We start from the raw sequence: 23,945 nt of genomic DNA, 5'->3' as shown, positions 1-23,945 counted from the left end.
TCAGTCGCGCATTTCGGTCTGGCGTTCAACGGGGTCGATCAGCACGGCTTTTTGCTGGCGCACCAGCAGGTCGAGAATCTCGCCCTGGCGCTCACCCAGAATGCCGTTGAAGCTGATGCCGCTGGATTTGCTCGGGGCCAGCATCGATACCCGATACAGCTCGATGCTCAGGGGCGAGTCGATGCTCAGCGGGCCGCTGCCGTTACCGGCCAGTTCGCCACCGACCAGAATCAGTGACACCTGGGTGTCGAACGGGTCGAGGTCGATGTCGCGGTCGGTCTCGGTCAAATCCTTGATGTGGCCGTAGACGCCGGTCAGGCCGTTGGCCAGGGCGATGTTTTCGTACAGCCGGATATTCACGCTGTTGCGCACCCGGATTCCATGGCGGCGGTTGTTGATCACCTTGTTGCCCCACAGCAGGTTGTCACCGCTCTCGTAGAGAGTGATGCCGTCGGTGTGGTTCTGGAAAATCTGGTTGTCGGCAATCAGGTTGTTGGAACTGTTGCGGTCGATCACCAGGCCCGACAATTTGTTGTCATGGCTGCGGTTGTTGAAGATGAAGCTGTCGTTCACCTCGCGGGAAATAATGATCCCGTGCTTGCGTTGGGTGCCGAACACATCGTTGTCGGCGATGATCAGCCCGTGAGAACGGTCATGGGGGTCGATGCCGTAGACGATGTTGTCGCGGTAGGTGTTGCCCTTGACCACAAAGTCGCGGGTTTCATAGCAGTAGAAGCCGTACCACATGTCCGAGAATTCGGAGCCCACGATCCAGCCAGTCGGCTCATCGCGTTTGACCACCTTGGCCATGTTGGGCGTGTACTGGGAAATACTCACCCCGTACGACTTGCTGTTGGCGTAGCCGAAGCTGGCCATTGTGCTGTTGACGATGTACGTCTCGGTGCCACCCCAGGCCAGCAGGAACGGGCGAAACGCCTTGGCATCACGGAAGGTCGCCGGGCCGTTGGCCTTTTCGCGCCAGCCGGTGACCTTGGTGTCGCGCACGAACAGCTGGCCGTCGTTGACCATGAACGCACCGGCTTCTTCAGACAGGCGCAGCTCTTTGGTGCTGCTGTCGATGTCCAGAATGCCCTTGTGCCCGACCACGATCGGCAAGCGTGCCAGGTATACCCCCGGTGCGGTTTCGCTGAAGTATTGTTTCGGCAGGCGGCGAGCCAGATCCTTGAGGTTTACATAGCCGTCGTCGATAAAAATTGCCTGGGGGATGCCGCCCTGGCGCACGACCCATTCGGCCATTTTGTTGTCGCCGCCGATAAAGTCCTTGAGGGCGTTTTCCTGCATCATGCGGCGCACACTGACCTTGCCGGCGGTACTGCGCACGATCTTGGCCGCTGCCGCCTCTGCGGTGTAGCCGCTGATGTCGGGCAGTGCCGGTTTGGCTATTTCCAGCGGCGCGCTGGGGGCGGTACGCACGGTATAGGTCTTGGCCTGTTGCAGCTCTTTGGCCAGGCCCGGGCGCGGTGGCTCGACACTGGCAAAGGCCATTGAACTTGCCAGCAGCAGGGCGCCGGCCAGCAGGCTGACCGCGCCTTTATTGGCAGGATGGTTCATCTCTCGCACTCCCGTTGGCGTTGTCATCAGAAGCGCCAGATCACGTCGACAAACGCGCGGTGCATGTACGAGTCCACGCTTTTGCCGTAGGCATCGCCAGGCTTGAATACACCGCCGCGAAACCGCACCAGGGCCGAAGGCTCATCGATGGACTGGCTGAGGGCGGCAGGCAGCAGGCCTTTTTTGAAGTACTTGGTGACCACCAGGTCCATTTCCTGGCCGAGGTCGTTTTTGCCGTCGACCAGCGGCAGTGAGGTGCTGGAGAGCAGGCCGCTGGTGGGATCTTCGCTGTTTTCTACGGCATTGATGCCGTTGCTGCCCACCGGCTTGCTGGCGTCGACGCGCCAGAACTTGTGGTAGACGAGGCTGGCGTCGTAGTCGTCGCGCAACTGCCACGAGGTGAACAGGCTGGCGCTCTGGATGTTCTGCATCTCGCCACGGAAGGCTTCACCAAAACGGTGAACCCGCGAGCGGGTCCCGGTGAAGCTTGAGCGGTTGCTCTCAAGCCCGGTCTGCTGATAGTTGGCGCTGGCGCGGGAGTAGGCACCGCCCACTTGCCAGTTCGGATCAAGGCGCAAACGCACCCCCAGATCGGTGGCCCAGCCGTCGACCTCGTCACTGGTTTTAGCGCCGGCGAGGGTGCGCCCGTCGACCGTCGAGGTGGCCAGGCTGTCGCGCTTGCCGGTCATGCCGGTGACGCTGGCCCAGTAGTTGACGGTGTTGGTGTTGCGGTAGTTGTAGGCGTCGCTGTTAGCCTCGATGCCGAGCCAGGTCAGGTCGCCGTTTCGGGTTTTATCCAGGGCGTCGATTTCTGCGCCTTCGTGCTTGAGCTTGCCGTCATCGTGGCTGTGGTGGGCGCGGACGCCGACCCATTGGCCGGGTTTCCATTGCGCCGAAATATCGCCGTACAGGTGCAACCGGTCCTGATCGTCCGGGGCCAGTTCGCTGAGGTCGGTGCGGTATTCGCTGAAGCGCTGCGCCGCGCCGAGATTGGCCTTGAGCAGGGTGGTGTCGAAGGTCCAGTTCAGGGCTTCGATGTTGGTATCGCGCCACATGCCGTCATCGTTGTGCAGGCGCTGGCGACCGAGTTTGAGCTGCTCGCCGGGGTAAGCGGTGAACCCTTTGTAGCCGATCCAGAACTCGCGTAAAGCCAGATAGCTTTTGTCCGGTTTGCGCGCGTCATTGCCGCTGCTCGATTGCTCTTCATCGGACTGTTGCAGGGTATCGGTTTCAATAATGTCGCTGGAGGTCACGGCCTGGCCCATGGCATAGGCGCTCCAGTTACCGCGCTCGCCATACACCCATGGACGCAGGTCCAGCCCCACCCCGTTGACGTCACCGCCTTCACGGGTACCGAGGTCACGGTCGTCTTCGGACTGGGCGGTGACTTTCATCTCCAGCCCAAAATTCTGCTCATCGGTCAGGGCCGCCAGTGTCGGGCACGACCACAGCAGGGCGAAGGACAGGCCAATGCCGGCTTTCACAAAAGGGTTCAGGGTCATGGGGTTTCCTCGCCGTTGTCTTGTTCCAGCGTCTGCACGGCCAGGGCGTTCTGGCTCAAGGTGGCACGCACCGCTTGTTCTTTTTGCAGCAGGCGTTGAGCCTGCGCGCGCTGCTCTACGGGCAGTTGCTCATCGAGTTGCGCGGCCAGTTCATTGCCTTGCGGGGTGTCCTGGGCTTTGGCCAGCTGGCTGAACACGTAGGCGTTGAGCAGGTTGGGCCGGGTCCCCTTGCCTTGGGAGAAGAGCTGGGCGATGGCGAAGTCGGCGCTGTTCTGGCCGTTACGGGCAGCCTTGAGCAAATGATCGAGGGCTTTTTGCGGGTAGACCTGCCCCAGGTAACCACGGCGGTAGATCTGCCCCAGGTAGTAATCGGCGGCCACTTCTTTATCCACTGCCTGCAGGAAATGCGCCTCGGCCTGTTTCGCGTCCGGGGTCAGCCATTTACCGTCGTAGTACAGCTTGCCCAACAGCAGCTCGGCTCGTGGCTGATCTGCCGCGCGGCCGTTGTCCAGGTACGCCTGCAATTGTGCGACATCGCCTTGCTCCGGGAAGTCGTAAAGCAATTGCGCGAGGCTGACCCAGGCCGCCGGGTAAATCGGTGCGATGTTCTCAAGCAACGATTTGGCCGTATCCGGGTCGGGAGTGCCAAGGCTCGGATCAGCCAGTACCCGGGCAACGCCGTCGACCCGTTGGGCCGATGCGCTGCCCTCGCGGTAAGCGTTTTGCAGTTGCTTGAGCAACTGCGCCTGCTGTTCGGTGTTGCCTTGTTTCTGATAAACCGTGGCCAGCTCGACATAGCAGCTGTCATTGCTGGCCAGCGCCTGTTTGCAGATGGACTGGACTTGATCCAGATGCTGATCGTAGGTGCCCTGAATGCGGTACAGGGCAATTTGTGCCAGGCCCGCCTGGGGATAGCCGGCTGCGAGCCACTGGCTGATTTGCTGCTGCGCGTTGACCTCGGGGAAGCTCTGCGGGTGCTGCAAATACAGCATGGCCAAAGGTGTGAGGCTGCTGGCGTCGCCGCTGGCAAAGGCTTGCTTGAGCAAGGTTTGCGCTTCGTGCAGTTCGGCGTCGGTGGCGCCGGGCTTGGCTGCCAGTAAACGGCCCAGACGCGCCTTGGCCCGGGGCGAGGTTTGCGCCGCTGCCCGGTAGGTGGCTTCGGCTTTGTTCAGTTGCTCGGTGTCGCGGCTTTGCATCCAGATATCGGCCAGGCCAACCTGGGCCTCGGTGTAGCCCAGGTCGGCGAGCACTTGATAGTTCTGTTGCGCGGTGGCGATATCGCCACGCTTGAGCGCTTCATTGGCCAGACGTTGATCGGGCAGGCCGGAGCAGCCGGCCAGCGCGATGGCCAGCAGACATAGCGCGGTAATCTTGTGGGAGCTGGCTTGCCAGCGATACGGTCCATGGGGTTGGCCTGCAACACCGGGGGGATGCAATCGCTGGCAAGCCAGCTCCCACCGCTGATTGGGGGTAAGGTTTGTCATGGTTAAAGACCCGCAGCCATGGCTTTGTCGATCAGCCAGTTCAACGAGGGCCCCCGATCGCTGCTGACTTCAACCGGGCGACCGGTGAGGGCGCTGTCGAGCGGGGCGTCGGGCTTGATTTGCACGCGGATGTCCGAGGACAGGCTGTCGCTGTCCAGGCTGGTGCTGCTGATGATCTTGCCGCTGCGCACGGCGTCTTCACCGGCTACCTGGAAGTTGACGCGGGTGCCGGGCAGTACGTTGCCAAACTGGCGGTAGCTGAAACGTGCAGCCACGTCGGCTTCACTGTTGCGCGGTACCAGTTTGAAAATCACGTCGCCCTTGCTGGCGTACTGGCCGTTGGCAACCAGTTGCTCGGCAACCACGCAGTCACATGGCGAGGTGAGGGTGCCGGTCATTTGCTTGCCGAACAGGGTTTCGATGTTCTCGGGTTGCAGCTGGTTCTCGTCCAGGTGGCCCTTGAGTACATCGAGCATGCTGGTGCTGAAGGTGGCCAGTGGCGCGCCGTTGGCCGCCAGCTGGTCATCCTTGATCAGGCTTTGTACGGTGCCGTCGCGGGGCATGGTGATGTTCAGCCCCTGTACGCTGACCAGTGCCGACTGGGCGTGGGTCACGAAGTACAGGCCGTAGACCGACTTGGCGACGAAACCGAAGGCCAGCAGGCCGACGACAAAAATCCCGGCGCTGAAGGTGACGGCTTTAAAGCGCCCGAAAGGGCTCATGCCGCTGCCGCCGTCCTTGACCTTGCGCGCCTTGGTGAAGTTGTCGCGCTGCAAGGTGGCAAGCACTTCGCCCATGGTCACAATGTCGCCGCTCAGGTGCGAGGTGATGAGATGGCGCAGGGTGGCAATGTCTTGCAGGTCGAGGTTCTGGAACTGGCAGCCGACGCGGCCGGTCTGGCTGTCGGTGTTGCGTACCAGCAGGTCGACGTCCATCGTCAGGCCCAGGTTGTCGATTACAAACTGTAAGCGCCCCTTGATCACATCGCCGACCTTGAAGGGCTGGTTGGCAGCGTTGAAGCTCAGGCCGCCTGCCGAGAGGTCAATCAGCTTGACCTCCATCGGCGTGCGGTCGGCGCCGGAAAAGCGCAGCTTGGCCGGGATTTTGACCCGCGCATGCTGGCGCTGGGCTTCAGATTCGTGGACAACGTTGGCGTTTACTTGAGTGTTCATAAGGTCTTGTTCCTGGTTAATTCGATCGAAGCGGTTCAGACCATCATCAACAGCACGGCGACGAAGATGCTGCCGGCGGAGAAGGTCATGGTCCGGGACGACCAGGTGTTGAACCAACGTTGAAAGCTGGCCAGATCACGGGTCAATTTGGTGTCCTGACGGGTCCAGGATTGCTGGTCGAGGCGGAAGAACACATAGATCTTCACTAGCGCGCCAACGATCTGGTTGTAATAAAGAATCAGCGGGTAAGCCGGGCCGATCCGGTGCCCCGAGCAGGCGAGCAACAGGGTCAGGACCAGGCGGGTGAAGCCGATCCACAGCAGGTAGGCGATGAGGAAACTGATGCCGTATCGGGCCGTGGCGATCAGTGCGGCGGTCAGGCCCAGCAAGGAGGTCCACATCGACACCCGCTGGTCGAACAGCACCAGACTGGTGAACAGGCCCAGGCGTTGGACCCCCAGGCCCAGCGCCCGGGCGTTCTGGCGCAGGTTGTTGCCGTACCAGCGAAACATCAGTTTGCGGCTGGCCTTGATAAAGCTTTTTTCCGGCGGGTGTTCCACGGTGTAGATGGCGGCGTCCGGCACGTAGAAGGTGTCGTAACCCAGGCGCATCAGGCTGAACCAGCTGGACTTGTCATCGCCGGTCAAAAACTTGAAGCGGCCCAGACGCCAGTGCTGCAGCGAATCACTTTCAACATCGGCGATAAAGGCCGGGTCGGTGACCACGTTGGCGCGGAACACGGACATGCGCCCGGTCATGGTCAGCACGCGTTTGGACAGGGCCATAGAGCACATGTTGATGTGACGCTGGGCGAAGCGCAGCTTGTGCCACTCGCTCATGATGTAGCCGCCGCGCACTTCACAAAATTCGTTGGTGGTCAGGCCGCCGACATTGCCGAACAGCTGAAACCAGGGCACGGTTTTGCGCACTACGCCGGGGGCGAGCACGGTATCGCCGTCGATCACTGCAACCACTGCGCGCTCATCCGGCAGATGGCGGGAGATGGCACGAAAACCAAAGGCCAGGCCATCGCGCTTGCCGGTGCCGGCGATGCGTACAAAGTCCAGTTTGACCCGGGCAGGCGGGTTGAGCCGTTGCCACATGCTTTTGACCAGCAACTCATCGGACATCTCGACCAGCGAGCAGACGATGGTGGTGGGCAGGCCGCAGTCGATCGCTTCGCGAATCACCGAGCTGTACACCTGGGCGGTGGTCAGGGCGTCGATGCGAAAACTGGTGACCATCAGGAACACGTGCGAGGGGTCGGCAGACGTGCCCAGTTTGCGCACTTTGCGCCGCAGGTGCGGGTACACCACATATAAAAACAGCATGCCGCGCAGGAAGTGCGTGGCACCCATTGAGTAGCGCCAGATACCCACGACGCCAATCAGGAAAATAAAGTTTTTCGACTCGGCGTCGAAGATCGATGTTGGCAGCGCCAGCGCGAGGCCCATCAACAGTGTCAGGTAAAACAGCCAACCGGCGGCCTGGAGAAGGCCGTTTTTAAGCCTGGGCATAATCAGTATCCGTTTGGGTTCAGCGCGGCCCCGTAGGAGCGAGCTTGCTCGCGAGCTGTCAAAAGATCGCGAGCAAGCTCGCTCCTGCGGGGGGATATCGGTTTGTTACCAGCAAATGCCTTCAGTACGGCCGCTGACGCTGGTGGCTTGGGACATGAAGCCCACCAGGTCGATCACTTGTTTGCCGTGGGGGGCGTTTTGCGCAAGGGCGCGGAATTTTTCGTCGCGGTTACCCAGGATGATCACGTCGCTGTTGTTGATGACGGCGTCAAAGTCAGAGTTGAGCAGGGACGAGACGTGGGGGATTTTCGATTCGATGTACTCTTTGTTCGAACCATGTACGCGGGCGTATTCGACGTTGGTGTCGTAGATGCTCAGGTCGAACCCTTTGCCGATCAGCATTTCGGCCAGTTCAACCAGCGGGCTTTCACGCAGGTCGTCGGTACCGGCCTTGAAGCTCAGGCCGAGCAGGGCGACTTTGCGTTTGTCGTGGCTGGCGACGATGTCGAAGGCGTTCTGTACTTGCGATTCGTTGCTGCGCATCAGTGAGTTGAGCAGCGGCGCCTCAACATCCAGGGAGCCGGCGCGGAAGGTCAGTGCACGTACATCCTTGGGCAGGCACGAACCGCCGAAGGCAAAGCCCGGGCGCATGTAGTACTGCGACAGGTTGAGGGTTTTGTCCTGGCACACCACGTCCATCACGTCACGGCCATCCACACCGACCGCTTTGGCGATGTTGCCGATTTCGTTGGCGAAGGTCACTTTGGTGGCGTGCCACACGTTGCAGGTGTACTTGATCATCTCGGCCACTTCGATGTCCTTGCGGATGATCGGGGCGCTGAGTTCTTCGTACAGCGCCTGCAGCACATCACCGGAGGCGGTGTCGAATTCGCCGATCACGGTCATTGGTGGCTGGTCGTAGTCGGCGATGGCGGTGCTTTCACGCAGGAACTCAGGGTTTACTGCGACCCCGAAGTCGATACCGGCTTTTTTGCCCGAGCATTGCTCAAGGAGCGGGATCACGACATTTTTCACGGTGCCCGGCAACACGGTGCTGCGTACCACGATGGTATGGCGCGAGGTTTTGTCACGCAGTACTGCACCGATTTCACGGCACACCGCTTCGATGTAGTTGAGTTCCAGGTCGCCGTTTTTCTTGCTCGGCGTGCCGACGCAAATCATCGACAGATCGCTTTCACGGATCGCCGAGGCAAAATTGGTAGTGCCACGCAGGCGTCCGGTCTGAATGCCCTGGGCCAGCAGTTCGCCCAGGCCGGGTTCCACGATGGGCGACTTGCCGAGGTTGATCAGATCAATTTTGTCCTGGGAAATATCGACCCCGATAACTTCATGGCCACGTGCAGAGAGACAACCGGCACACACTGCACCGACATAACCCAAACCAAATATGCTAATGCGCATCGCATTTACCTCTGTCATCTAAAGTAGGGGCGTACCAGGAATTACGGCGAATAAAGCCCGCAACGTCTGGAACAGACATCGTTAAGTTTCAAACTGTTTTAAGTTGTGCTTAAAGCGAGCAACTGATCATTTATTGCAAGGCATGCCGGGTCGCAGGCATAACCTGGTATTGTCGGTTTTTGGCTGTAACTTATTGGTTAATAAGCGATTTCATGCGGATCGCGATGAGCGATTGTCAACCGTGTTGGTCACGGTCTATTCAATCGTATATACGCTCGAAGTTAGTGCCGTCGTTGTAAGTCATTTCCTACAAACCTTGTAATAAATGTTACGGATTCTCTGAGCAGCACTTATGAACATAGTTCCGGTCCGTTGATCGCGTTTTCCCAGAATATGAACAATTTCGAAAAAGATGGCACTGCTTTCATATTGATGGCACTTAAGGTTTGGCCCTTTAATAACGGGTAGTTGGTCGTGACTAATAGTTAAGTGCCAGTACCGATTAAAAAACAGGGTGCCATTACGAAAAAAATTCACATTTGTCGAGTGAATTTAAGTTCATGCAGTGCCTCAGGCGGGGATTTACAGCGCGACGCATGCTCTGCGGGGCAGAGCTGCGTCAAAAAGGCGGGGGTTATTCGGGGGCGTGGTCACGCAGGAAAACCAGCAGGTCAGGTTTTGACTGTTCGGTACTGTAGCGGTAGCCCTGCTCGTCGAACTGTTTGAGCAGTTCGGGATTATTGATCCGCTCCTTGATCACGAAGCGGCTCATCATGCCCCGGGCTTTTTTCGCGTAGAAGCTGATGATTTTGTGCTGACCATTTTTCAGGTCCTTGAATTCGGTGTTGATGATGCGCGCGTTCAGGGCCGGCTTTTTGACTGCCGAGAAGTATTCGTTGGACGCCAGGTTGAGCAGCACGTCATCGCCTTGTTCGGCCAGGGCCTGATTCAGCCATTCGCTGATGCGGGTGCCCCAGAAGGCGTACAGGTCCTTGCCGCGGGCATTGGCCAGCTTGGTGCCCATTTCCAGGCGGTAGGGCATCATCAGGTCCAGTGGCCGCAGCAGGCCATATAGGCCCGAGAGCATGCGCAGATGGGTCTGTGCGTAGTCAAAGTCGGCTTCACTGAAGTCCACGGCATTGAGGCCGGTGTACACATCACCCTTGAAGGCCAGCAGCGCCTGCTTGGCGTTTTCGGGAGTGAAGGCCGGGGTCCAGCTGCCGAAACGGGCTGCGTTGAGCCCCGAAAGCTTGTCGGACAAATGCATCAGCTCGCCAATCTGTTGCGGGCTCAGTTCGCGCAATTGCCCGATCAGTTCCTGGGAGTGGTCCAGGTATTGCGGCAGGGTGAAACGCGCAGTGGCCGGCGGCGTCTGGTAATCGAGGGTTTTAGCGGGTGAAATCACCATCAGCATGAGGTCGTCTCCTTTTAGCGTCGGGCGATTCTAGGCGCTGACGGGGTTTGACTCCACCTATGGTGGTGATAGTCCCGAGCTCGCGAGCAAGCTCGCTCCTACAAAGGTTGAGTGCGGTTATAGTGCTGGCAGTTTTTTAAAGGGAGACGGATCCGTGCGCATTGCTCTTATTTTCTGCGCCTGGCTGCTGTGTTCGGCGGCAGTGGCAGTGCCGAACGAACCGGCGACGCTGGACCGCAGCACATGGCCCGAACAATTGAGCAGCCCGGCCTTGTTCGATGTGGCCTCGCGTGCCGAAATCCTGACCTTCGCTCACGCCTTGCTGGCCAGCGAGGCGCTTGATGACAACGCTCTCAAGCAGCGTCTGAACCTGAAGGTCATTAACATCGATGAGGTTGATAGCCTGCGGCGCAAGCTGTGGCTGCGGCTGCTGGCCAATTACAACTTTGCCCAGCAGAGCTGCGATCAGGACGCATCGTTTTGCTATTACGTCGATGACATGGACAGTTTGCGTGAGCAGGCGGGCAAGTTCGAAGTCGCCGATGACTCTTTTTATGCCGCCTGGGCCGAACCGGCCCGCGAGTTTCACCGGCGCTATCTGGATGAGCAATTGCGCATGGCGGCGCTGTTCCCGCAGATCAGCAGTGAAATCGGCCTGTTCGGGGATCATGAGTTCAACGGCGATGAGATGAATGACCGGCTGTTCATGCTGACGTTTGACAGCGGCCCGACGCAGTTGCCGGGTAACACGGACTGGTTGACCGACTATCTGCGCAAGCAATCGATCAGTGCCACGTTCTTTGTTCTGGGTAACAGTCTGCAAGCCCGACTCGATAAAAGCTCCGAAGCAGCAGTGAAGGCGCTGTACCAGGGGCAGTGCGCGGGCGTGCAGGGCTGGGAGTATCGTTCCCACAGCCATTGGCAAGACTGGCAGGCTTCGATTTTGCGCAGCCTGGCGTTGGTCAAACAAGGGGTGCCTCAGAACTACGTTCCTCTGTTTCGTCCGCCTTATGGGCAGCGTCGGGCGGACAGCGCAGGGTTCTTTGAATCGCAAGGCGTGAAGGTGGTGCTGTGGGACATTGATTCGCAAGACATGGCTGGCGGCATGACGGCCGAGCAGTCAGCACAACGGGTATTGAGCCTGATGTTGTTGTGGCGCCACGGGGTGATTGCTTTTCACGATACTCAGGACAAGGTGCGCAGCGCATTGCCCTGGCTCTTGAAGGCAACGGCGCAGAGCGGGCTTGGCTGGGAGGATTGCGCAAAACCTCTGTAGGAGCGTGCTCGCGAGCTGTTTAAGAAATCGCGAGGCAAGCTCGCTCCTACAGGGCTTGGGTAAGAAAAAGTTACATATAGACCTCTGACTTTAGCTGCGCTTCGGGCATCCGCCAAGGCGATTCGTCATTCTGAAAAATAAATTCTTTATTCGTTAAAAATCCTTTTTTTTGTCACACGTTTAGGAGTATTACGAAGACAGACCGCCGAAACCTGCACCACAGGTGGCGTCTTCCAGGACCCATCGGGAAGGGTATTCATCTGAACGCATCAGATGAGTTCGGCAGTCACTTCGAGGCGCAGCACTGTTGTGGTATTGCGTCGAATGGCTCCCACAAAGGTGACCGAGTATGGATGATCACGGACGCACTCCTTCTTCCAACCAGCCAATCCTTTATGTACTCGATACCAATGTTCTGATTCACGATCCAAACGCGCTGCTCAATTTCGAGGAGCACCACGTCACCATCCCGATGACCGTGCTCGAAGAGCTCGACAAACTCAAAACCGGAAAATTACTGGTGGCTGCGGAGTGTCGCCAGGCGATTCGTCTGATTGATCAGACACTGGGTGCGTCTTCTCCCGAAGACGTCGAGGCGGGTGTACCTATCCTGCGGGGCAAAAGCGGTCCCAAAGGCTATTTATCGATTCTGATGAACAAGCGCAGGGAGCCCAACGCGCTGCTCCCTGAAAACCTCAACGACAACATCATCATCAACCAGCTGATTGATCTGCACACCCGTGACCCTGAGCGGCGTGTGGTGCTGGTGACCAAAGACATCAACATGCGCCTCAAGGCCCGGGCGTGCGGGATCGCCTCCGAGGACTACAGCACTGACCAGCTGGTTGACGACGTGGCGCTGCTGCCCCGTGGCTATCACACCATGACGGGCTCGTTCTGGGACCGGGTCAGCAAAGTCGAAACCCGTCAGGGCCATGGTCGTACCTGGCACCAGGTGCAGTTGATCGACAACCTGCCTGCCGTGCATATCAACGAGTTCATCATTGATGAACAGGGGTTCGTCGGCTGGATCAAGGAAATTCGCAAGGACCACCTGCTGATACTCGACCTGCATCAGGAGCCGCTGCTGCATCAGGAAGCGTGGGGCTTGAAACCGCGGGATATCTATCAGGCACTGGCACTGTTTGCCTTGCTTGATCCGGACATTCATCTGGTCAACCTGTCGGGTGCGGCGGGTTCGGGTAAAACCATTCTGGCGCTGGCCGCAGCGATCGAACAAACCATGGTCAGCAAGCGTTACCGGCGCATCATCTGTACCCGCAGCGTGCAAGGGCTGGATCAGGAAATCGGCTTCTTGCCGGGTACTGAAGCCGAGAAAATGGAACCCTGGCTGGGGGCCATCACCGATAACCTTGAAGCCTTGCATATGGAGGACGAAAACACCCATGGCAGCGTTGATTACATCCTGAGCAAGGTGCCGTTGCAGTTCAAATCCCTGAACTACATCCGTGGCCGCAGCTTCCAGCAAAGCCTGATCCTGATTGACGAGTGCCAGAACCTGACACCGCACCAGATGAAAACCATCATCACCCGTGCGGGCGCAGGTTCGAAAGTGGTATGCCTGGGCAACCTGGCGCAGATCGACACCCCTTACCTGTCGGCCACCAGTTCGGGGCTGACCTACCTGACGGAGCGTTTCAAGGATTTCCCCAATGGTGTGCATATAGCCCTGCAAGGGGTGCCGCGTTCGATTCTGGCCGAGTACGCCGAATCTCACCTCTGAGGCAATTAACCTGTAGGAGCGATTTTGCTCGCGAGCTTTTTATACCGCTCGCGAGCAAGCTCACTCCTGCAGGTATTGGGGGCGTCTCTTTGAGATCACCGTATAGACCGACGGCAATACAAACAGCGTAAACAACGTCCCCACGATCATTCCCACCACAATCACGATGCCCAGCCCGAAGCGGCTGCTGGCCCCCGCACCACTGGCAAACAACAGCGGCACCAGGCCGACGACCATCGCCGCGGTGGTCATCAGGATCGGCCGCAGGCGAATGCATGCAGAGCGGATGATGGCCTGTGCCGGAGAGTAGCCATGGAGCACTTGCAGTTCGTTGGCAAACTCCACCATCAGAATCCCATGCTTGCTGATCAGCCCAATCAAGGTCACAAGGCCGATCTGGGTATAGATGTTGAGCGTGGCCCAGCCCAGTGCCAGCGCAAGCAAGGCGCCGCAGATCGACAGTGGCACGGTAATCAGGATGATCAACGGGTCACGCAGGCTTTCGTACTGCGCTGCCAGCACCATGTAGATCGCAACCAGGGCGAGTACAAAGGTCAGCAGCAGGGCGTTGCCTTCATGGATGAATTGCCGCGAATCGGACTGCCAGTCATGGTTGAAACTGGCAGGCAGTTGTTCGCCTTGTGCAGCCAAAAAGGCCACCGCTTCACCCAGGCTGACGCCCGGTGCCGGGATTGCCTGGAAGGTTGCCGAGTTTTGCTGGTTGAACTGCTTGAGGCGATTGGGCTGGATGTCGTTGTGCAGGCTGACCACGGTCGACAGCGGTACTTGGGTGCCGGCCTCAGTGTTGATGTAGAAACCGTTCAGGGCATCGGGGGTCATGCGCTGACTGGCCCGGGTTTGCGCGATCACATCGTAGGAGCGGCCCTGCAGGCCGAACCGGTTGGTGTAGTTTTCGCCGGCCAGCACCGCGAGCGTGTTGGCGATGTCTTGCAGGCGAATGCCCAGGCTGTTGGCTTTGCTACGGTCAATGCGCACTTCGGTCAGCGGATTGTTGAACTCCAGGTCGCTGTCGACCACTGCGAACAAACCACTGGCCCGGGCCTGTTGCTTGATCACTTCCATGGCCTGAAACAGCGTGCGGTAATCTTCAGTGCTGCGGATCACCATTTGCACCGGCAAGCCGCCGGTCGAGGCGGGCAGGGGGGGCATCTGGAAGACGAAGATCGAGTTGCCCTCTACGGCATCCACCTGCTGCTGAAGTTCGCTCTGGATCTGCGCCGCACTGCGCCCGCGCAGGCTCCACTCCTTTAGATTGATCCCGGCATAGCTGGCTGCGATGCCGTCGGTGCCGTTGATGATCCAGGTGCCTGTGGCTTCGGGGATGGCGCCGAGAAGCAGGCTCAGTTGCCCGGCGTAGCGCTCGACAAAATCGAGATTGGCATGCTGCGGCGATTTAATTGCCAGTAACAGGTTGCCCTGGTCTTCGTTGGGCGCCAGTTCCTTGTCTGCCTGGCCATAGAGCAGCGGCAAGCTGAGCAGCACCAGCAAGCCAAACCCCAGCACTGCGCCGCGGCGACGCAACGAGTGCACCAGGGCTCGCTGATAGCTGCGCGACAAGCGTTGGAAGAAACGCCGGGCCAGCAGCCCCATGGTGCCTTCGTTGTCACCTGCGGGCAGCAGTTTGGCGCACATCACCGGGGCCAGGGTCAGGGCGATCACCCCGGACACCAGCACGGCGCCCGCCAGGGTCAGGGCAAACTCCTTGAACAGGGCGCCGGTCAGGCCGTTCATCAGGCCGATGGGCAGATATACCGCCGCCAGGGTGATGGTCATGGCGATGACCGGCGAGGCTATTTCCCGTGCGCCGATCAGCGCCGCCTGCTGCGCAGCCAGACCCTGGCGGATATGGCGGTGGATGTTTTCGGTGACCACAATGGCGTCGTCCACCACCAGGCCGATAGCCAGCACCATTGCCAGCAGGGTGAGCAGGTTGATGCTGAAACCGGCCAGCGCCATCAAGGCCAGTGCGCCCATCAGGGACAGGGGAATGCTGAGGATCGGAATCAGCACGCTACGCCACGAGCCCAGGCACAGATAAATAATCACCACCACGATCAACATGGCCTCAATCAGGGTTTTGATGACCTCCATGATTGATGCCTCAATGAAGTGCGCGGTCTCGAACGCCAGCGCAGTTTCGGCCCCCGGCGGCAGGGTTTTGCGGATCTCGGGCAGCAGGCGCTTGATGCCCTCGACGATCTGCAGCGGGTTGCCCCCGGGTGTGGCGTACAGGCCCAGGTGTACGGCGGGTTTGCCGTCCATCAGGGCGCTGGTTTCGTAGGCCGCGGAGCCCAGTTCGATCTCGGCTATGTCTCCCAGGTGCAGCAGGTGGTCGCCGCGGTTGCTGATCACCAGTTGGCGAAACTCATCAAGGGTGCTCAGGTCGCTGTTGACTTGAATCGATGAGATTACGTACTGGCCTTGGATCTGCCCCGGCGCGGCCTGGAAGTTGTTGGCGCGGATCGCCTGCTCAACCTGATCGGCGCTAACGCCGTGGGCGGCCATGCGCTGCGGGTCGAGCCAGACACGCATCGCCAGGCGCTGGCCGCCAAAGGTCTCGATTTTGGCCACGCCCTCGAGGGTGGCGAACAAGGGTTGTACTACCCGGCTCAGGTAGTCACTCATGGCTGCGGCCGAGAGCGTGTCGCTGGAAAAACCGACATAGGCCACAGCCGTTGCCTCACCGGCCGAGCGCTCAATGACCGGGTCGTAGGCCTGTTCCGGCAGGCGATATTTGACCTGATTGACCTTGGCGATCACTTCGCTCAAGGCTTTGGCCGAATCCTGGTTGAGGGCCATGCGCAAGGTAACGACGCTATGGCCTTGCACCGACGAGGAACTGATGTAATCCACCCCTTCCACCGAGGCCAGTGACTGGTTGATCGGTTGGGTAACAAAGCCCTGCATCAGATCGGCCGGAGCACCGGGATAGTCGGTAGTGACGGTAATCACCGAACTCTCCAGTAACGGATACTGACGGACCGGCAGGTCCATCCAGGCTTTGAGCCCGGCCAACAGGATGATCAGGCTCACGACCAGGGCGAGCACCGGACGGCGGACGAAAATATCGGTGAATTTCATTCGCCGGCTCCCGCATCAACGTTCAGGGCGCTATGGAGGACGGGCTCGATGCTGGCGCCATCACTGAGTTTGATCTGGCCGGAGATCACCACTTGATCACCGGCGGCCACTCCCTGGCTGATCACTACCCGGCCATCCCGGCGCTCACCGGTTTTGACTGAAACCCGGCGCACGGTGGGCGTAAGCGAAGGGTTGACGACATAGACATCCTCGCCATACGCGCTGTAGGTGACGGCTGTTTCAGGCACGCTCAGGGTATTTGCGGGCAGGGGCAGGGGTAATCGCACTCGGGCGAACATGCGCGGCAAGGCGCTGTCGGGCGGGTTTTGCAGGCGGGCCTGCAGACTCAGGGTGCGCGAGCGGTCGAGGAACGGATCGATGCTGTTGAGCACCGATGTCAGGGGCTGGCCGGGCAGGGCATCGAGTTCGACCTGCAACGTGCTGGCGGGAGTAAAGCGTGATGCAACTTGTTCGGGCACGCTGAAATTGACGTACAGGCCCTGGTTGCCGAGCAGATTGATCAGGGTGTCGCCGGCATTCACGTATTGGCCCAAATGCACTTTCCGGATACCCAGGGTTCCGGCAAAGGGGGCACGAATCGTACGTTGCTCGATCTCGGCGATCAGCTCTTGCACAGCGCCGCGGGCAGCCGTGTATTGAGCCTGGGCGTTGTCCAGCGCTTCACGGGAGATGGCATTGGCGCCGATCAGTTGCTTCATCCGTTCCAGGCGTGTGCGGGTGTTGTCGAGCTGGCCTTGCAAGCGCAGCAATTGCCCGCGCTGTGGCGCATCGTTGAGCCGAACCAGAATCTGCCCGCGGCTCACCCGTTGTCCGGACTCAATCGGCAGCTCGACAATCCGCCCGCCGATCTCGGCGGGCACGCTGACTTCTTGCACCGCTTCCAGCTCGCCGATGGCTTGCACATAACTGACCAGTGGCCGGTTGCTGACGGTAGCCACTGCCACCTTCACCGGCGTCGCTGCAAAAGCAACGGCCGCCGGTTGCTGCCAGCGCCATACGGCCCAGGCGAGCAGCAATGGCACCACGGCTAAAAGCGCGTATAAAACGTAGCCTGAGGTAAGCTTGCTCGGCTTACGCGCTGTTTCAGTGTGTTGTTCGGGTTCAAGCATGAAGCGCTCCCTAGGAGTTGGCCAAGACAGGAGAGTCGGGTGTTACTGCGCAATATCGATCTGAATTTGTTGGTAGTGCTCGATGCGCTGCTGACTGAAAAACACGTGACCCGTACCGGCGTCCGTTTGCATTTGAGTCAGCCGGCCATCAGCCACTCGCTGAATAAACTCAGGGTGTTGCTCGATGATCCGTTGCTGATTCGCCAGGGCAACGAGGTCGTGCTCAGTGCGTTGGCGCAAAACCTTCAGGCACCGCTCAAGGAGATCCTGGGGCAGATTGAAACCTTGCTCGGCCAGTCCATCGACTTTGTGCCGGCAGACTCGCAACGCACCTTCCGCATCGCCATGTCCGATTACGGGGCGGCGATCGTGCTGCCAAAATTGCTGGTGCAACTCAGGGCGCAGGCGCCGGACACCTCGCTGGTGGTGATCCAGGACAGCCGCCAGGGCATGCTTGAGCAAGTCGGGCAGGGCAGGATCGACCTGGCCATCGGTGTGTTTCCCGCTCTGGGGGCGGATATCTGCACTGAGGTGCTGTTTGAAGAAACCTTTACCTGCCTGCTCAACCGCCGTTCTCTCCCTGAAAATGGTGTGCTTGATCTGGACAGCTACCTGGCGCGCCCGCACCTGCTGGTGTCGATGGACGGCAACACCCGGGGTGAAGTCGATAACGTGTTGCGGGCCCGTGGTTTAAAACGTCGGGTGGCGGTCAACGTGCCTCATTGGGGCGCGGCGCCCGGGATGATTGCCGGCACCGACCTGATCCTCACCGTGGCCACCCGCACCTTGGCCAACGTGCCGCTTGGGGACACGCTGGTGGCGCAGGAGCCGCCGCTGACGGTTGCCCCGTTCAACTATGTGCAGGCCTGGCATAACCGTTTTAACCAGGACCCGGCCCATCGTTGGCTGCGCGAACTGGTCAAACAGGTCAGCGCCTGATCTCCCGACCTCCCGACCTCCCGACCTGTAGGAGCGAGCTTGCTCGCGAGCTTTTGATCTTGAAGAGCTCGCGAGCAAGCTCGCTCCTACAGTTTTGGCAGTTGGGACAGTTGGGACAGTTTTGGCCGTTGGGGCAGTTGAATCATTTCGTCAGCCCCGTGAGGCAATCACGAACCCTGCCAGTACCACGCTCACCCCGAGTATTTTCTGCAGGCCCGGGGTGTTCTTTGGCAGCCCGAGCAAGCCGAAGTAATCAATCACCAGCGAAATAATCAGCTGGCCCAGTACCACGGCCATGATGAAATTGAGTGCGCCCAGACGCGGTACGCTGATCAGCGCGACGGTGATGTAAAACACTCCTGCCAGGCCGCCGAGCCAGATCCACCAGGGACCGCTCAGCAGGGCACCAAGGTTGGGGCGCGGGACTTTGACGATGAGCATCACCAGCGCAATGGCGACGCTGCTGACCAGCAATGAAATGACTGTGGCCCAGAACGGGTGCCCCAGTGTCACCCCCAGCCGGGCGTTGCTGGCGGCTTGCAAGGGCACTGCAGCACCGGCAAGCAGGCTCAGGGCAATGGCAACAAAAAGCGGCATGAGTACGGCCTCCAAAGTTTCAACCGTTGTACGGCCAAGTCGAGCTGGCGGCCAATTCGATGTTCTGATGCGGGGTATTCGCGGGGTCGATGGCCTTGAACCGAACCTCGGGTTTACAATCGCAGCTCCCCTCTGGAGTACCCCCCTGTGCTGACTCATCTGGATTCCCAAGGCCGCGCCAACATGGTCGATGTCACCGATAAAGCCGTGACATCCCGTGAGGCGACGGCCCAAGCCGTGGTGCGCATGCACCCTGAAACCCTGGAAATGATCGTCAGTGGCGGTCACCCCAAGGGCGATGTTTTTGCCGTGGCGCGGATCGCCGGCATTCAGGCGGCGAAGAAAACCTCGGATCTGATCCCGTTGTGCCACCCGCTGATGCTCACCAGCGTCAAGGTTGAGCTCAGTGCCCAGGGCAGTGATGCGGTACTGATCGTGGCCCGCTGCAAACTGTCGGGGCAGACCGGAGTCGAGATGGAAGCGCTGACCGCCGCCAGCGTCGCAGCCCTGACGATTTATGATATGTGCAAGGCGGTCGATCGCGGCATGACGATCGAAAACCTGCGCGTGCTTGAAAAGCTCGGCGGCAAGAGCGGGCACTTTCAGGCTGACGCGTCATGAAGCTCAAGGTGGTGTTTTTTGCCCGCTACCGTGAAGCCCTGGGGCTGGATGGCGAAACAGTTGAAGGTGAGTTCAGCTCCATCGATCAGTTGCGCGGGTACCTGATGCAGCGGGGCGGGGCCTGGCAGGTATTGGCCGAGTCGAACCTGATGTGCGCGCGCAATGAAGAACTGTGCAAGCCTGACGAGCCCTTGGCGGACGGCGACGAAGTGGCGTTTTTCCCGCCCGTGACGGGAGGCTGAACATGACGGTGCGGGTGCAAGCGGCAGCCTTCGATCCGGGGGCGCAGGTCAATGCGCTGCACGCGGCCAACCTGGGGGTGGGCGCGGTGGTGAGTTTTGTCGGTTATGTGCGTGACTTCAACGACGGGCGCGATGTGGCGGGGATGTTTCTGGAGCACTATCCGGGCATGACCGAGAAAGCCTTGCACAAGATCGTGCTGGAGGCCCGGCAGCGCTGGCCGCTACTCAAGCTTGAAGTGTTGCACCGTGTGGGTGCCCTTGAACCGGGCGAGCCGATAGTCTTTGTCGGCGTGGCCAGTGCCCATCGACAGGCCGCATTCGATGCCTGCGCCTTTGTCATGGACTACCTGAAAACCCGGGCGCCGTTCTGGAAAAAGGAACAGACCGCGGATGGCCCGCGTTGGGTCGAAGGTCGCGTGAGCGATGAGGAAGCAGCGGACCGCTGGAAGAAATAATACCCTGTAGGAGCGAGCTTGCTCGCGAGCAAGCTCGCTCCTACAGGGAAGTGATCAGGCCGTTACGGTCGGATCATGGGGCTTGCGCACGGCCCGTACTACAGGTCGCAGCAATTCGGTCGGCGGTGTTTCGCAGCTGATTTTTTTGCCCAGCAACGCTTCGATCGACGGCAATTGATACGAGTCGTCTTCCCCGGCAAAACTGATCGAGACACCGCTGGCGCCCGCCCGGCCTGTACGGCCAATACGGTGCACGTAGTCATCCGGCACTTCGGGCAGGGTGAAGTTGATTACGTGGCTGATGCCGTCGATGTGAATCCCGCGACCTGCCACGTCGGTGGCCACCAGTACGCGGATCTTGCCTTCGCGGAAACCTTCGAGGGTCTTGATGCGTTTGTGCTGAGGCACGTCACCCGACAGTTGCGCGGCGTTGATGCCGTCACGCACCAGGCGTTCTTCGATGCGGCGCACTTCGTCCTTGCGGTTGGCGAAAACGATGACCCGCTCCCAGCCATTGTCGTTCACCAGGTTGAACAGCAACTTGTACTTGTCTGCCCCGGCAACCGCGTAAACGTGTTGCTCTACCATGTCGCTGGCGACGTTGAGCGCTTCGATTTCGACAATGGCCGGGTCGGTGGTCCATTGCTTGGCCAGGTTCATCACGTCCTCGGTGAAGGTCGCAGAGAACAGCAGCGTCTGGCGCTCGGCTTTCGGCGGGGTCTGGCGAATGATCTGGCGTACTTGCGGGATAAAACCCATATCAAGCATGCGGTCGGCTTCGTCGAGCACCATGACTTCGACCATGTCCAGATGCACTTCACCGCGCTGGTTGAAGTCCAGCAGACGGCCCGGAGTGGCTACCAGAATGTCGCAATGACGGGCTTCAAGCTGTTTGAGCTGCTTGTCGAAGTCCATGCCGCCGACGAATGTCATGACATTGAGGTCGGTGTACTTGGTCAGGTCGGCTGCGTCTTTGGCGATTTGCACCACCAGCTCGCGGGTCGGCGCAATGATCAGCGCGCGCGGTTCGCCCATGTAGCGTTCTTTGGGCGGCGGGGTCTGGGTCAGCTGGCTGATGATCGAAATCAGGAATGCGGCCGTTTTGCCGGTGCCGGTCTGGGCGCGACCGATGGCGTCACGGCCGCTGAGGGTATAGCCCAGTACGCCTGCCTGAATCGGGGTGCAATACGGGAAACCCAGATCCTGAATGGCGTGCATCAGCTCCGGGGCAAGCTTGAAGTCGTGAAAGCGGACTTTGCCTTCTTGCGGTTCGACCACGAAGTCTTCGAGTTTCCAGGGAATGACCGGCGGCTTGGGGGCCGCTTCACGCCGTGGTTTTGCAACTTTGGGTTGTTCGATCTGTACCGGTTCAGGAGCGGGCTGTACGTCGGGAGTGTTCACCGAGGCTTGAGCAGGAGCAGAGCGACCAGGCTGTTGCGCGTCGGTGCGCGGGCTGGTGGTGCTCGAAGGTGTCACTGAAGCTGATGCGAGTGGCTCAGCCTCGCTTTTACCGAATATTTTTTTGAGTGCTTTGAGCACGGTCATCTCATCAGTTGGTTAAGGAGTGTACGCCGGGCAGTGTAATGCAAGTCGCGTGCTCGGCGTAGTGAACGACAGGATGTTTCGGTTTTAGCCCAGTTGTTTGGTCAGCCAGGCACCGATGTCGCTGATCTCTTCGGGTAACACTTCATGACCCATTGGGTATTCCTGCCATGTTACGGCCACACCTGCAGCCTTCAACCGTTCATAGGCCGTACGGCCCATGGCATTCTGGACGACCTCGTCGTACTGGCCATGCAGGCACAGGGCAGGGATGCGCTGCTGACTGGCGGCTAACGGCAGTACGTCAGTGAACGTCGGGGCATAGGTGGAGAGGGCAAGTACGCCACCCAATGCACCTTCATATCTCACGTAAGCGGTGTGATACACCACGGCGCCACCCTGGGAAAATCCGGCGAGGAAAATCCGGCTGGCGTCTATTCCGCTGCTCTTCTGCTCTTCGATCAACTTGATGACGGTGGCGGCCGATTCTTCCAGCTCTTCTTCGCTGATAGAACGTGCCGGGCTCATGGCCTTGATGTCATACCAGCTGGGCATGGCATAACCGCCATTGATCGTCACCGCGCGGGTGGGGGCCTGGGGCAAAACAAAGCGGGTGGTCAATAACGTCTGTTGCAGCATCTCGGCCACCGGCATGAAGTCATAACGGTCGGCGCCCAAACCGTGGAGCCAGATAACACAGGCATCTGCGGTCTTTTGGGGCTGGATAATCAGGGGTTCGGTCATGGCTGCTCCATCATTGTGCGTGCGCGCTGCATGGGTGCGCGGCAAAGGTGCGTGTTCGTAAGAAAGTTATGGAAGATGTCGCCTGCCTGAACGTTTTTTCTGCCATTGCGACCTGAAACGATTAAGTCTCCAGAGTGGTACGCGCTTTGCTATGTGGACAGGGACGTTAATGCGTTCACCTTCGCCGGTAACACTAACAGGCTACTGCCGACGGGGGGACTGCAAAAAAGCCTGACGTTGAAGTTCGACAAGGAATTCAGCAGCTCAAGTGAGCGCTTCAGTTTGAAGGTTCGTGCGATACATCTATCGCTCAAGGCTTATGCCGCTTGACCCAATAAAAAGCCAACACGGGTCAACAGCGCCTCACAAGGGGGCGGCGGGTCTTGTTCAAACACAACAAAAGCAGCACTTGGAGGTTTGAATGAAGCAGTTGAAATCCACTCTGGCTTTGGCCACCGCAGCCATCGTGTTGAGTGTCAGTGGTTTTGCTCACGCAGGCGCAACGCTCGACGGCGTTAAAAAGAAGGGTTTTGTGCAGTGTGGCGTCAGCGATGGTTTGCCGGGTTTTTCGGTGCCTGACAAGGACGGCAAAATTCTGGGGATCGATGCCGATATCTGCCGCGCAGTGGCCGCAGCGGTATTTGGCGATGCAACCAAGGTCAAGTTCAGCCAGTTGAACGCCAAGGAGCGTTTCACCGCGCTGCAGTCGGGCGAAGTCGATGTGCTGTCACGCAACACCACCTGGACCAGTTCCCGTGATGCGGGCATGGGCATGGTGTTTGCCGGGGTCACTTATTACGACGGCGTCGGCTTTCTGGTCAATAACAAGCTGGGAGTAAAAAGTGCCAAGGAACTGGACGGTGCAACCATTTGCATCCAGGCCGGTACTACCACTGAACTCAACGTATCGGATTACTTCCGGGCCAATAACCTGAAATACACCCCGATCACGTTCGACACCTCTGACGAAAGCGCCAAGTCGCTGGAAAGCGGCCGTTGCGACGTGCTGACTTCCGACAAATCGCAGCTGTATGCACAGCGCAGCAAGCTGGCGAACCCGAACGACTATGTAGTCCTGCCTGAAACCATCTCCAAGGAGCCCTTGGGCCCTGTAGTTCGCAAGGGTGATGAGGACTGGTTCAGCATCGTCAAGTGGACCCTGTTCGCCATGCTCAACGCTGAAGAAGCGGGCATCACCTCGAAAAACGTCGTGGCTGAAGCCAAATCCACCAAGAACCCCGATGTTGCCCGCTTGCTGGGTGCTGACGGCGAATACGGCAAGGACCTGAAACTGCCAAAAGACTGGGTGGTGCAGATCGTCAGCCAGGTCGGTAACTACGGCGAAGTCTTTGAGAAAAACCTCGGCAAAAACACTCCTCTGGCCATCGACCGCGGGCTCAATGCCCTGTGGAACAACGGCGGCATCCAATACGCACCACCTGTGCGCTGATGGACTTGTCACCCGGTGGG

At 59.3% G+C, this 23,945-nt stretch carries 19 protein-coding genes; 7 read left to right on the top strand and 12 right to left on the bottom strand.

The window, feature by feature from the left end; all coding sequences use genetic code 11:
* The 7 genes from algG to yaaA all read right to left on the bottom strand — a co-directional run bounded on the left by algG (nucleotide 1) and on the right by yaaA (nucleotide 10,083).
* Nucleotides 1-1,572, bottom strand: coding sequence for a mannuronan 5-epimerase AlgG (gene algG, locus ACP7BO_RS07495; protein WP_073509578.1), 1,572 nt, complete (start codon nucleotides 1,570-1,572; stop codon nucleotides 1-3).
* A 26-nt stretch (nucleotides 1,573-1,598) separates the two neighbouring features.
* Nucleotides 1,599-3,074 carry an alginate export family protein gene (locus ACP7BO_RS07490; RefSeq protein WP_426209374.1) on the bottom strand — a complete coding sequence of 492 codons (1,476 nt, stop codon included), beginning with the start codon at nucleotides 3,072-3,074 and terminating at the stop codon, nucleotides 1,599-1,601.
* Nucleotides 3,071-4,558 carry an alginate biosynthesis TPR repeat lipoprotein AlgK gene (gene algK / locus ACP7BO_RS07485; protein WP_397454706.1) on the bottom strand — a complete coding sequence of 496 codons (1,488 nt, stop codon included), beginning with the start codon at nucleotides 4,556-4,558 and terminating at the stop codon, nucleotides 3,071-3,073. Before algK ends, ACP7BO_RS07490 begins: the two co-directional genes overlap by 4 nt.
* A 2-nt stretch (nucleotides 4,559-4,560) precedes the next feature.
* On the bottom strand, nucleotides 4,561-5,730 hold the full coding sequence (locus ACP7BO_RS07480) for a PilZ domain-containing protein (protein WP_426209371.1): 1,170 nt from the start codon (nucleotides 5,728-5,730) through the stop codon (nucleotides 4,561-4,563).
* Between the two features lie 35 nt (nucleotides 5,731-5,765).
* Nucleotides 5,766-7,247, bottom strand: coding sequence for a mannuronan synthase (alg8, locus tag ACP7BO_RS07475; RefSeq protein ID WP_426209369.1), 1,482 nt, complete (start codon nucleotides 7,245-7,247; stop codon nucleotides 5,766-5,768).
* 105 nt (nucleotides 7,248-7,352) lie between these two features.
* A complete protein-coding gene (locus tag ACP7BO_RS07470; protein ID WP_397454704.1) occupies nucleotides 7,353-8,669 on the bottom strand; it encodes a nucleotide sugar dehydrogenase in 1,317 nt (438 codons plus the stop codon).
* 634 nt (nucleotides 8,670-9,303) lie between these two features.
* On the bottom strand, nucleotides 9,304-10,083 hold the full coding sequence (gene yaaA / locus ACP7BO_RS07465; protein ID WP_073509581.1) for a peroxide stress protein YaaA: 780 nt from the start codon (nucleotides 10,081-10,083) through the stop codon (nucleotides 9,304-9,306).
* A 154-nt stretch (nucleotides 10,084-10,237) separates the two neighbouring features.
* On the opposite strand from yaaA, the gene ACP7BO_RS07460 reads away from it, so the two are divergent.
* Together ACP7BO_RS07460 and ACP7BO_RS07455 are read left to right on the top strand one after the other, a co-directional pair.
* On the top strand, nucleotides 10,238-11,359 hold the full coding sequence (locus tag ACP7BO_RS07460; protein WP_426209366.1) for a polysaccharide deacetylase family protein: 1,122 nt from the start codon (nucleotides 10,238-10,240) through the stop codon (nucleotides 11,357-11,359).
* A gap of 349 nt (nucleotides 11,360-11,708) precedes the next feature.
* The gene (locus ACP7BO_RS07455; RefSeq protein ID WP_397454701.1) at nucleotides 11,709-13,103 is read left to right on the top strand and encodes a PhoH family protein; all 1,395 of its coding nucleotides are present in this window, start codon (nucleotides 11,709-11,711) and stop codon (nucleotides 13,101-13,103) included.
* Between the two features lie 60 nt (nucleotides 13,104-13,163).
* On the opposite strand, the gene ACP7BO_RS07450 is transcribed toward ACP7BO_RS07455, so the two are convergent.
* Both ACP7BO_RS07450 and ACP7BO_RS07445 read right to left on the bottom strand, forming a co-directional pair.
* Nucleotides 13,164-16,205: a MexW/MexI family multidrug efflux RND transporter permease subunit gene (locus ACP7BO_RS07450; protein ID WP_426209363.1), complete on the bottom strand. Its 3,042-nt coding sequence runs from the start codon at nucleotides 16,203-16,205 to the stop codon at nucleotides 13,164-13,166.
* Nucleotides 16,202-17,335: an efflux RND transporter periplasmic adaptor subunit gene (locus tag ACP7BO_RS07445; protein ID WP_426209361.1), complete on the bottom strand. Its 1,134-nt coding sequence runs from the start codon at nucleotides 17,333-17,335 to the stop codon at nucleotides 16,202-16,204. Before ACP7BO_RS07445 ends, ACP7BO_RS07450 begins: the two co-directional genes overlap by 4 nt.
* 39 nt (nucleotides 17,336-17,374) lie before the next feature.
* Here ACP7BO_RS07445 and ACP7BO_RS07440 point away from each other — a divergent pair, with 39 nt between their 5' ends.
* On the top strand, nucleotides 17,375-18,274 hold the full coding sequence (locus ACP7BO_RS07440) for a LysR substrate-binding domain-containing protein (protein ID WP_397454698.1): 900 nt from the start codon (nucleotides 17,375-17,377) through the stop codon (nucleotides 18,272-18,274).
* Between the two features lie 150 nt (nucleotides 18,275-18,424).
* Here the strand turns inward: ACP7BO_RS07440 and ACP7BO_RS07435 are convergent, their stop codons facing one another.
* Nucleotides 18,425-18,871, bottom strand: a complete 447-nt coding sequence (locus ACP7BO_RS07435; RefSeq protein ID WP_060694942.1) for a DMT family transporter — start codon at nucleotides 18,869-18,871, stop codon at nucleotides 18,425-18,427.
* A 147-nt stretch (nucleotides 18,872-19,018) separates the two neighbouring features.
* Between ACP7BO_RS07435 and moaC the strand changes: the two genes are divergently transcribed.
* Genes moaC through moaE form a run of 3 tightly spaced genes read left to right on the top strand, consistent with a single transcriptional unit; the run spans nucleotide 19,019 to nucleotide 20,189 of the window.
* Nucleotides 19,019-19,492, top strand: coding sequence for a cyclic pyranopterin monophosphate synthase MoaC (gene moaC / locus ACP7BO_RS07430; RefSeq protein WP_426209359.1), 474 nt, complete (start codon nucleotides 19,019-19,021; stop codon nucleotides 19,490-19,492).
* Nucleotides 19,489-19,734, top strand: coding sequence for a molybdopterin converting factor subunit 1 (gene moaD / locus ACP7BO_RS07425; RefSeq protein ID WP_426209357.1), 246 nt, complete (start codon nucleotides 19,489-19,491; stop codon nucleotides 19,732-19,734). Before moaC ends, moaD begins: the two co-directional genes overlap by 4 nt.
* A 2-nt stretch (nucleotides 19,735-19,736) precedes the next feature.
* Entirely contained in the window at nucleotides 19,737-20,189 is a 453-nt protein-coding gene (gene moaE / locus ACP7BO_RS07420; protein WP_426209355.1) for a molybdopterin synthase catalytic subunit MoaE, read from the top strand.
* A 54-nt stretch (nucleotides 20,190-20,243) separates the two neighbouring features.
* Here the strand turns inward: moaE and rhlB are convergent, their stop codons facing one another.
* On the bottom strand, nucleotides 20,244-21,734 hold the full coding sequence (gene rhlB, locus ACP7BO_RS07415; RefSeq protein WP_426209353.1) for an ATP-dependent RNA helicase RhlB: 1,491 nt from the start codon (nucleotides 21,732-21,734) through the stop codon (nucleotides 20,244-20,246).
* A gap of 84 nt (nucleotides 21,735-21,818) precedes the next feature.
* Nucleotides 21,819-22,475 (bottom strand): alpha/beta hydrolase, encoded by a 657-nt coding sequence (locus tag ACP7BO_RS07410; RefSeq protein WP_426209351.1) that lies wholly within the window; start codon nucleotides 22,473-22,475, stop codon nucleotides 21,819-21,821.
* Between the two features lie 421 nt (nucleotides 22,476-22,896).
* On the opposite strand from ACP7BO_RS07410, the gene ACP7BO_RS07405 reads away from it, so the two are divergent.
* The gene (locus ACP7BO_RS07405) at nucleotides 22,897-23,925 is read left to right on the top strand and encodes an amino acid ABC transporter substrate-binding protein (protein WP_397454688.1); all 1,029 of its coding nucleotides are present in this window, start codon (nucleotides 22,897-22,899) and stop codon (nucleotides 23,923-23,925) included.
* Nucleotides 23,926-23,945 lie beyond the last annotated feature (20 nt).

The organism is Pseudomonas sp. TWR2-1-1, assembly GCF_049897045.1.
GTDB classification, from domain to species: Bacteria; Pseudomonadota; Gammaproteobacteria; order Pseudomonadales; family Pseudomonadaceae; genus Aquipseudomonas; species Aquipseudomonas versuta.
Note: the sequence above shows the minus strand (reverse complement) of the source record. Positions and strands in the feature narration are given on the sequence as shown.

What these genes read in the sequence shown, in the direction of transcription:
- ACP7BO_RS07450 (WP_426209363.1), bottom strand. Translation starts at nt 16,205, where the DNA reads ATGAAATTCACCGATATTTTCGTCCGCCGTCCGGTGCTCGCCCTGGTC.
- yaaA (WP_073509581.1), bottom strand. Translation starts at nt 10,083, where the DNA reads ATGCTGATGGTGATTTCACCCGCTAAAACCCTCGATTACCAGACGCCG.
- ACP7BO_RS07405 (WP_397454688.1), top strand. Translation starts at nt 22,897, where the DNA reads ATGAAGCAGTTGAAATCCACTCTGGCTTTGGCCACCGCAGCCATCGTG.
- rhlB (WP_426209353.1), bottom strand. Translation starts at nt 21,734, where the DNA reads ATGACCGTGCTCAAAGCACTCAAAAAAATATTCGGTAAAAGCGAGGCT.
- moaD (WP_426209357.1), top strand. Translation starts at nt 19,489, where the DNA reads ATGAAGCTCAAGGTGGTGTTTTTTGCCCGCTACCGTGAAGCCCTGGGG.
- algG (WP_073509578.1), bottom strand. Translation starts at nt 1,572, where the DNA reads ATGAACCATCCTGCCAATAAAGGCGCGGTCAGCCTGCTGGCCGGCGCC.
- alg8 (WP_426209369.1), bottom strand. Translation starts at nt 7,247, where the DNA reads ATGCCCAGGCTTAAAAACGGCCTTCTCCAGGCCGCCGGTTGGCTGTTT.
- ACP7BO_RS07445 (WP_426209361.1), bottom strand. Translation starts at nt 17,335, where the DNA reads ATGCTTGAACCCGAACAACACACTGAAACAGCGCGTAAGCCGAGCAAG.
- ACP7BO_RS07455 (WP_397454701.1), top strand. Translation starts at nt 11,709, where the DNA reads ATGGATGATCACGGACGCACTCCTTCTTCCAACCAGCCAATCCTTTAT.
- ACP7BO_RS07410 (WP_426209351.1), bottom strand. Translation starts at nt 22,475, where the DNA reads ATGACCGAACCCCTGATTATCCAGCCCCAAAAGACCGCAGATGCCTGT.
- ACP7BO_RS07490 (WP_426209374.1), bottom strand. Translation starts at nt 3,074, where the DNA reads ATGACCCTGAACCCTTTTGTGAAAGCCGGCATTGGCCTGTCCTTCGCC.
- ACP7BO_RS07470 (WP_397454704.1), bottom strand. Translation starts at nt 8,669, where the DNA reads ATGCGCATTAGCATATTTGGTTTGGGTTATGTCGGTGCAGTGTGTGCC.
- ACP7BO_RS07480 (WP_426209371.1), bottom strand. Translation starts at nt 5,730, where the DNA reads ATGAACACTCAAGTAAACGCCAACGTTGTCCACGAATCTGAAGCCCAG.
- ACP7BO_RS07435 (WP_060694942.1), bottom strand. Translation starts at nt 18,871, where the DNA reads ATGCCGCTTTTTGTTGCCATTGCCCTGAGCCTGCTTGCCGGTGCTGCA.
- moaE (WP_426209355.1), top strand. Translation starts at nt 19,737, where the DNA reads ATGACGGTGCGGGTGCAAGCGGCAGCCTTCGATCCGGGGGCGCAGGTC.
- algK (WP_397454706.1), bottom strand. Translation starts at nt 4,558, where the DNA reads ATGACAAACCTTACCCCCAATCAGCGGTGGGAGCTGGCTTGCCAGCGA.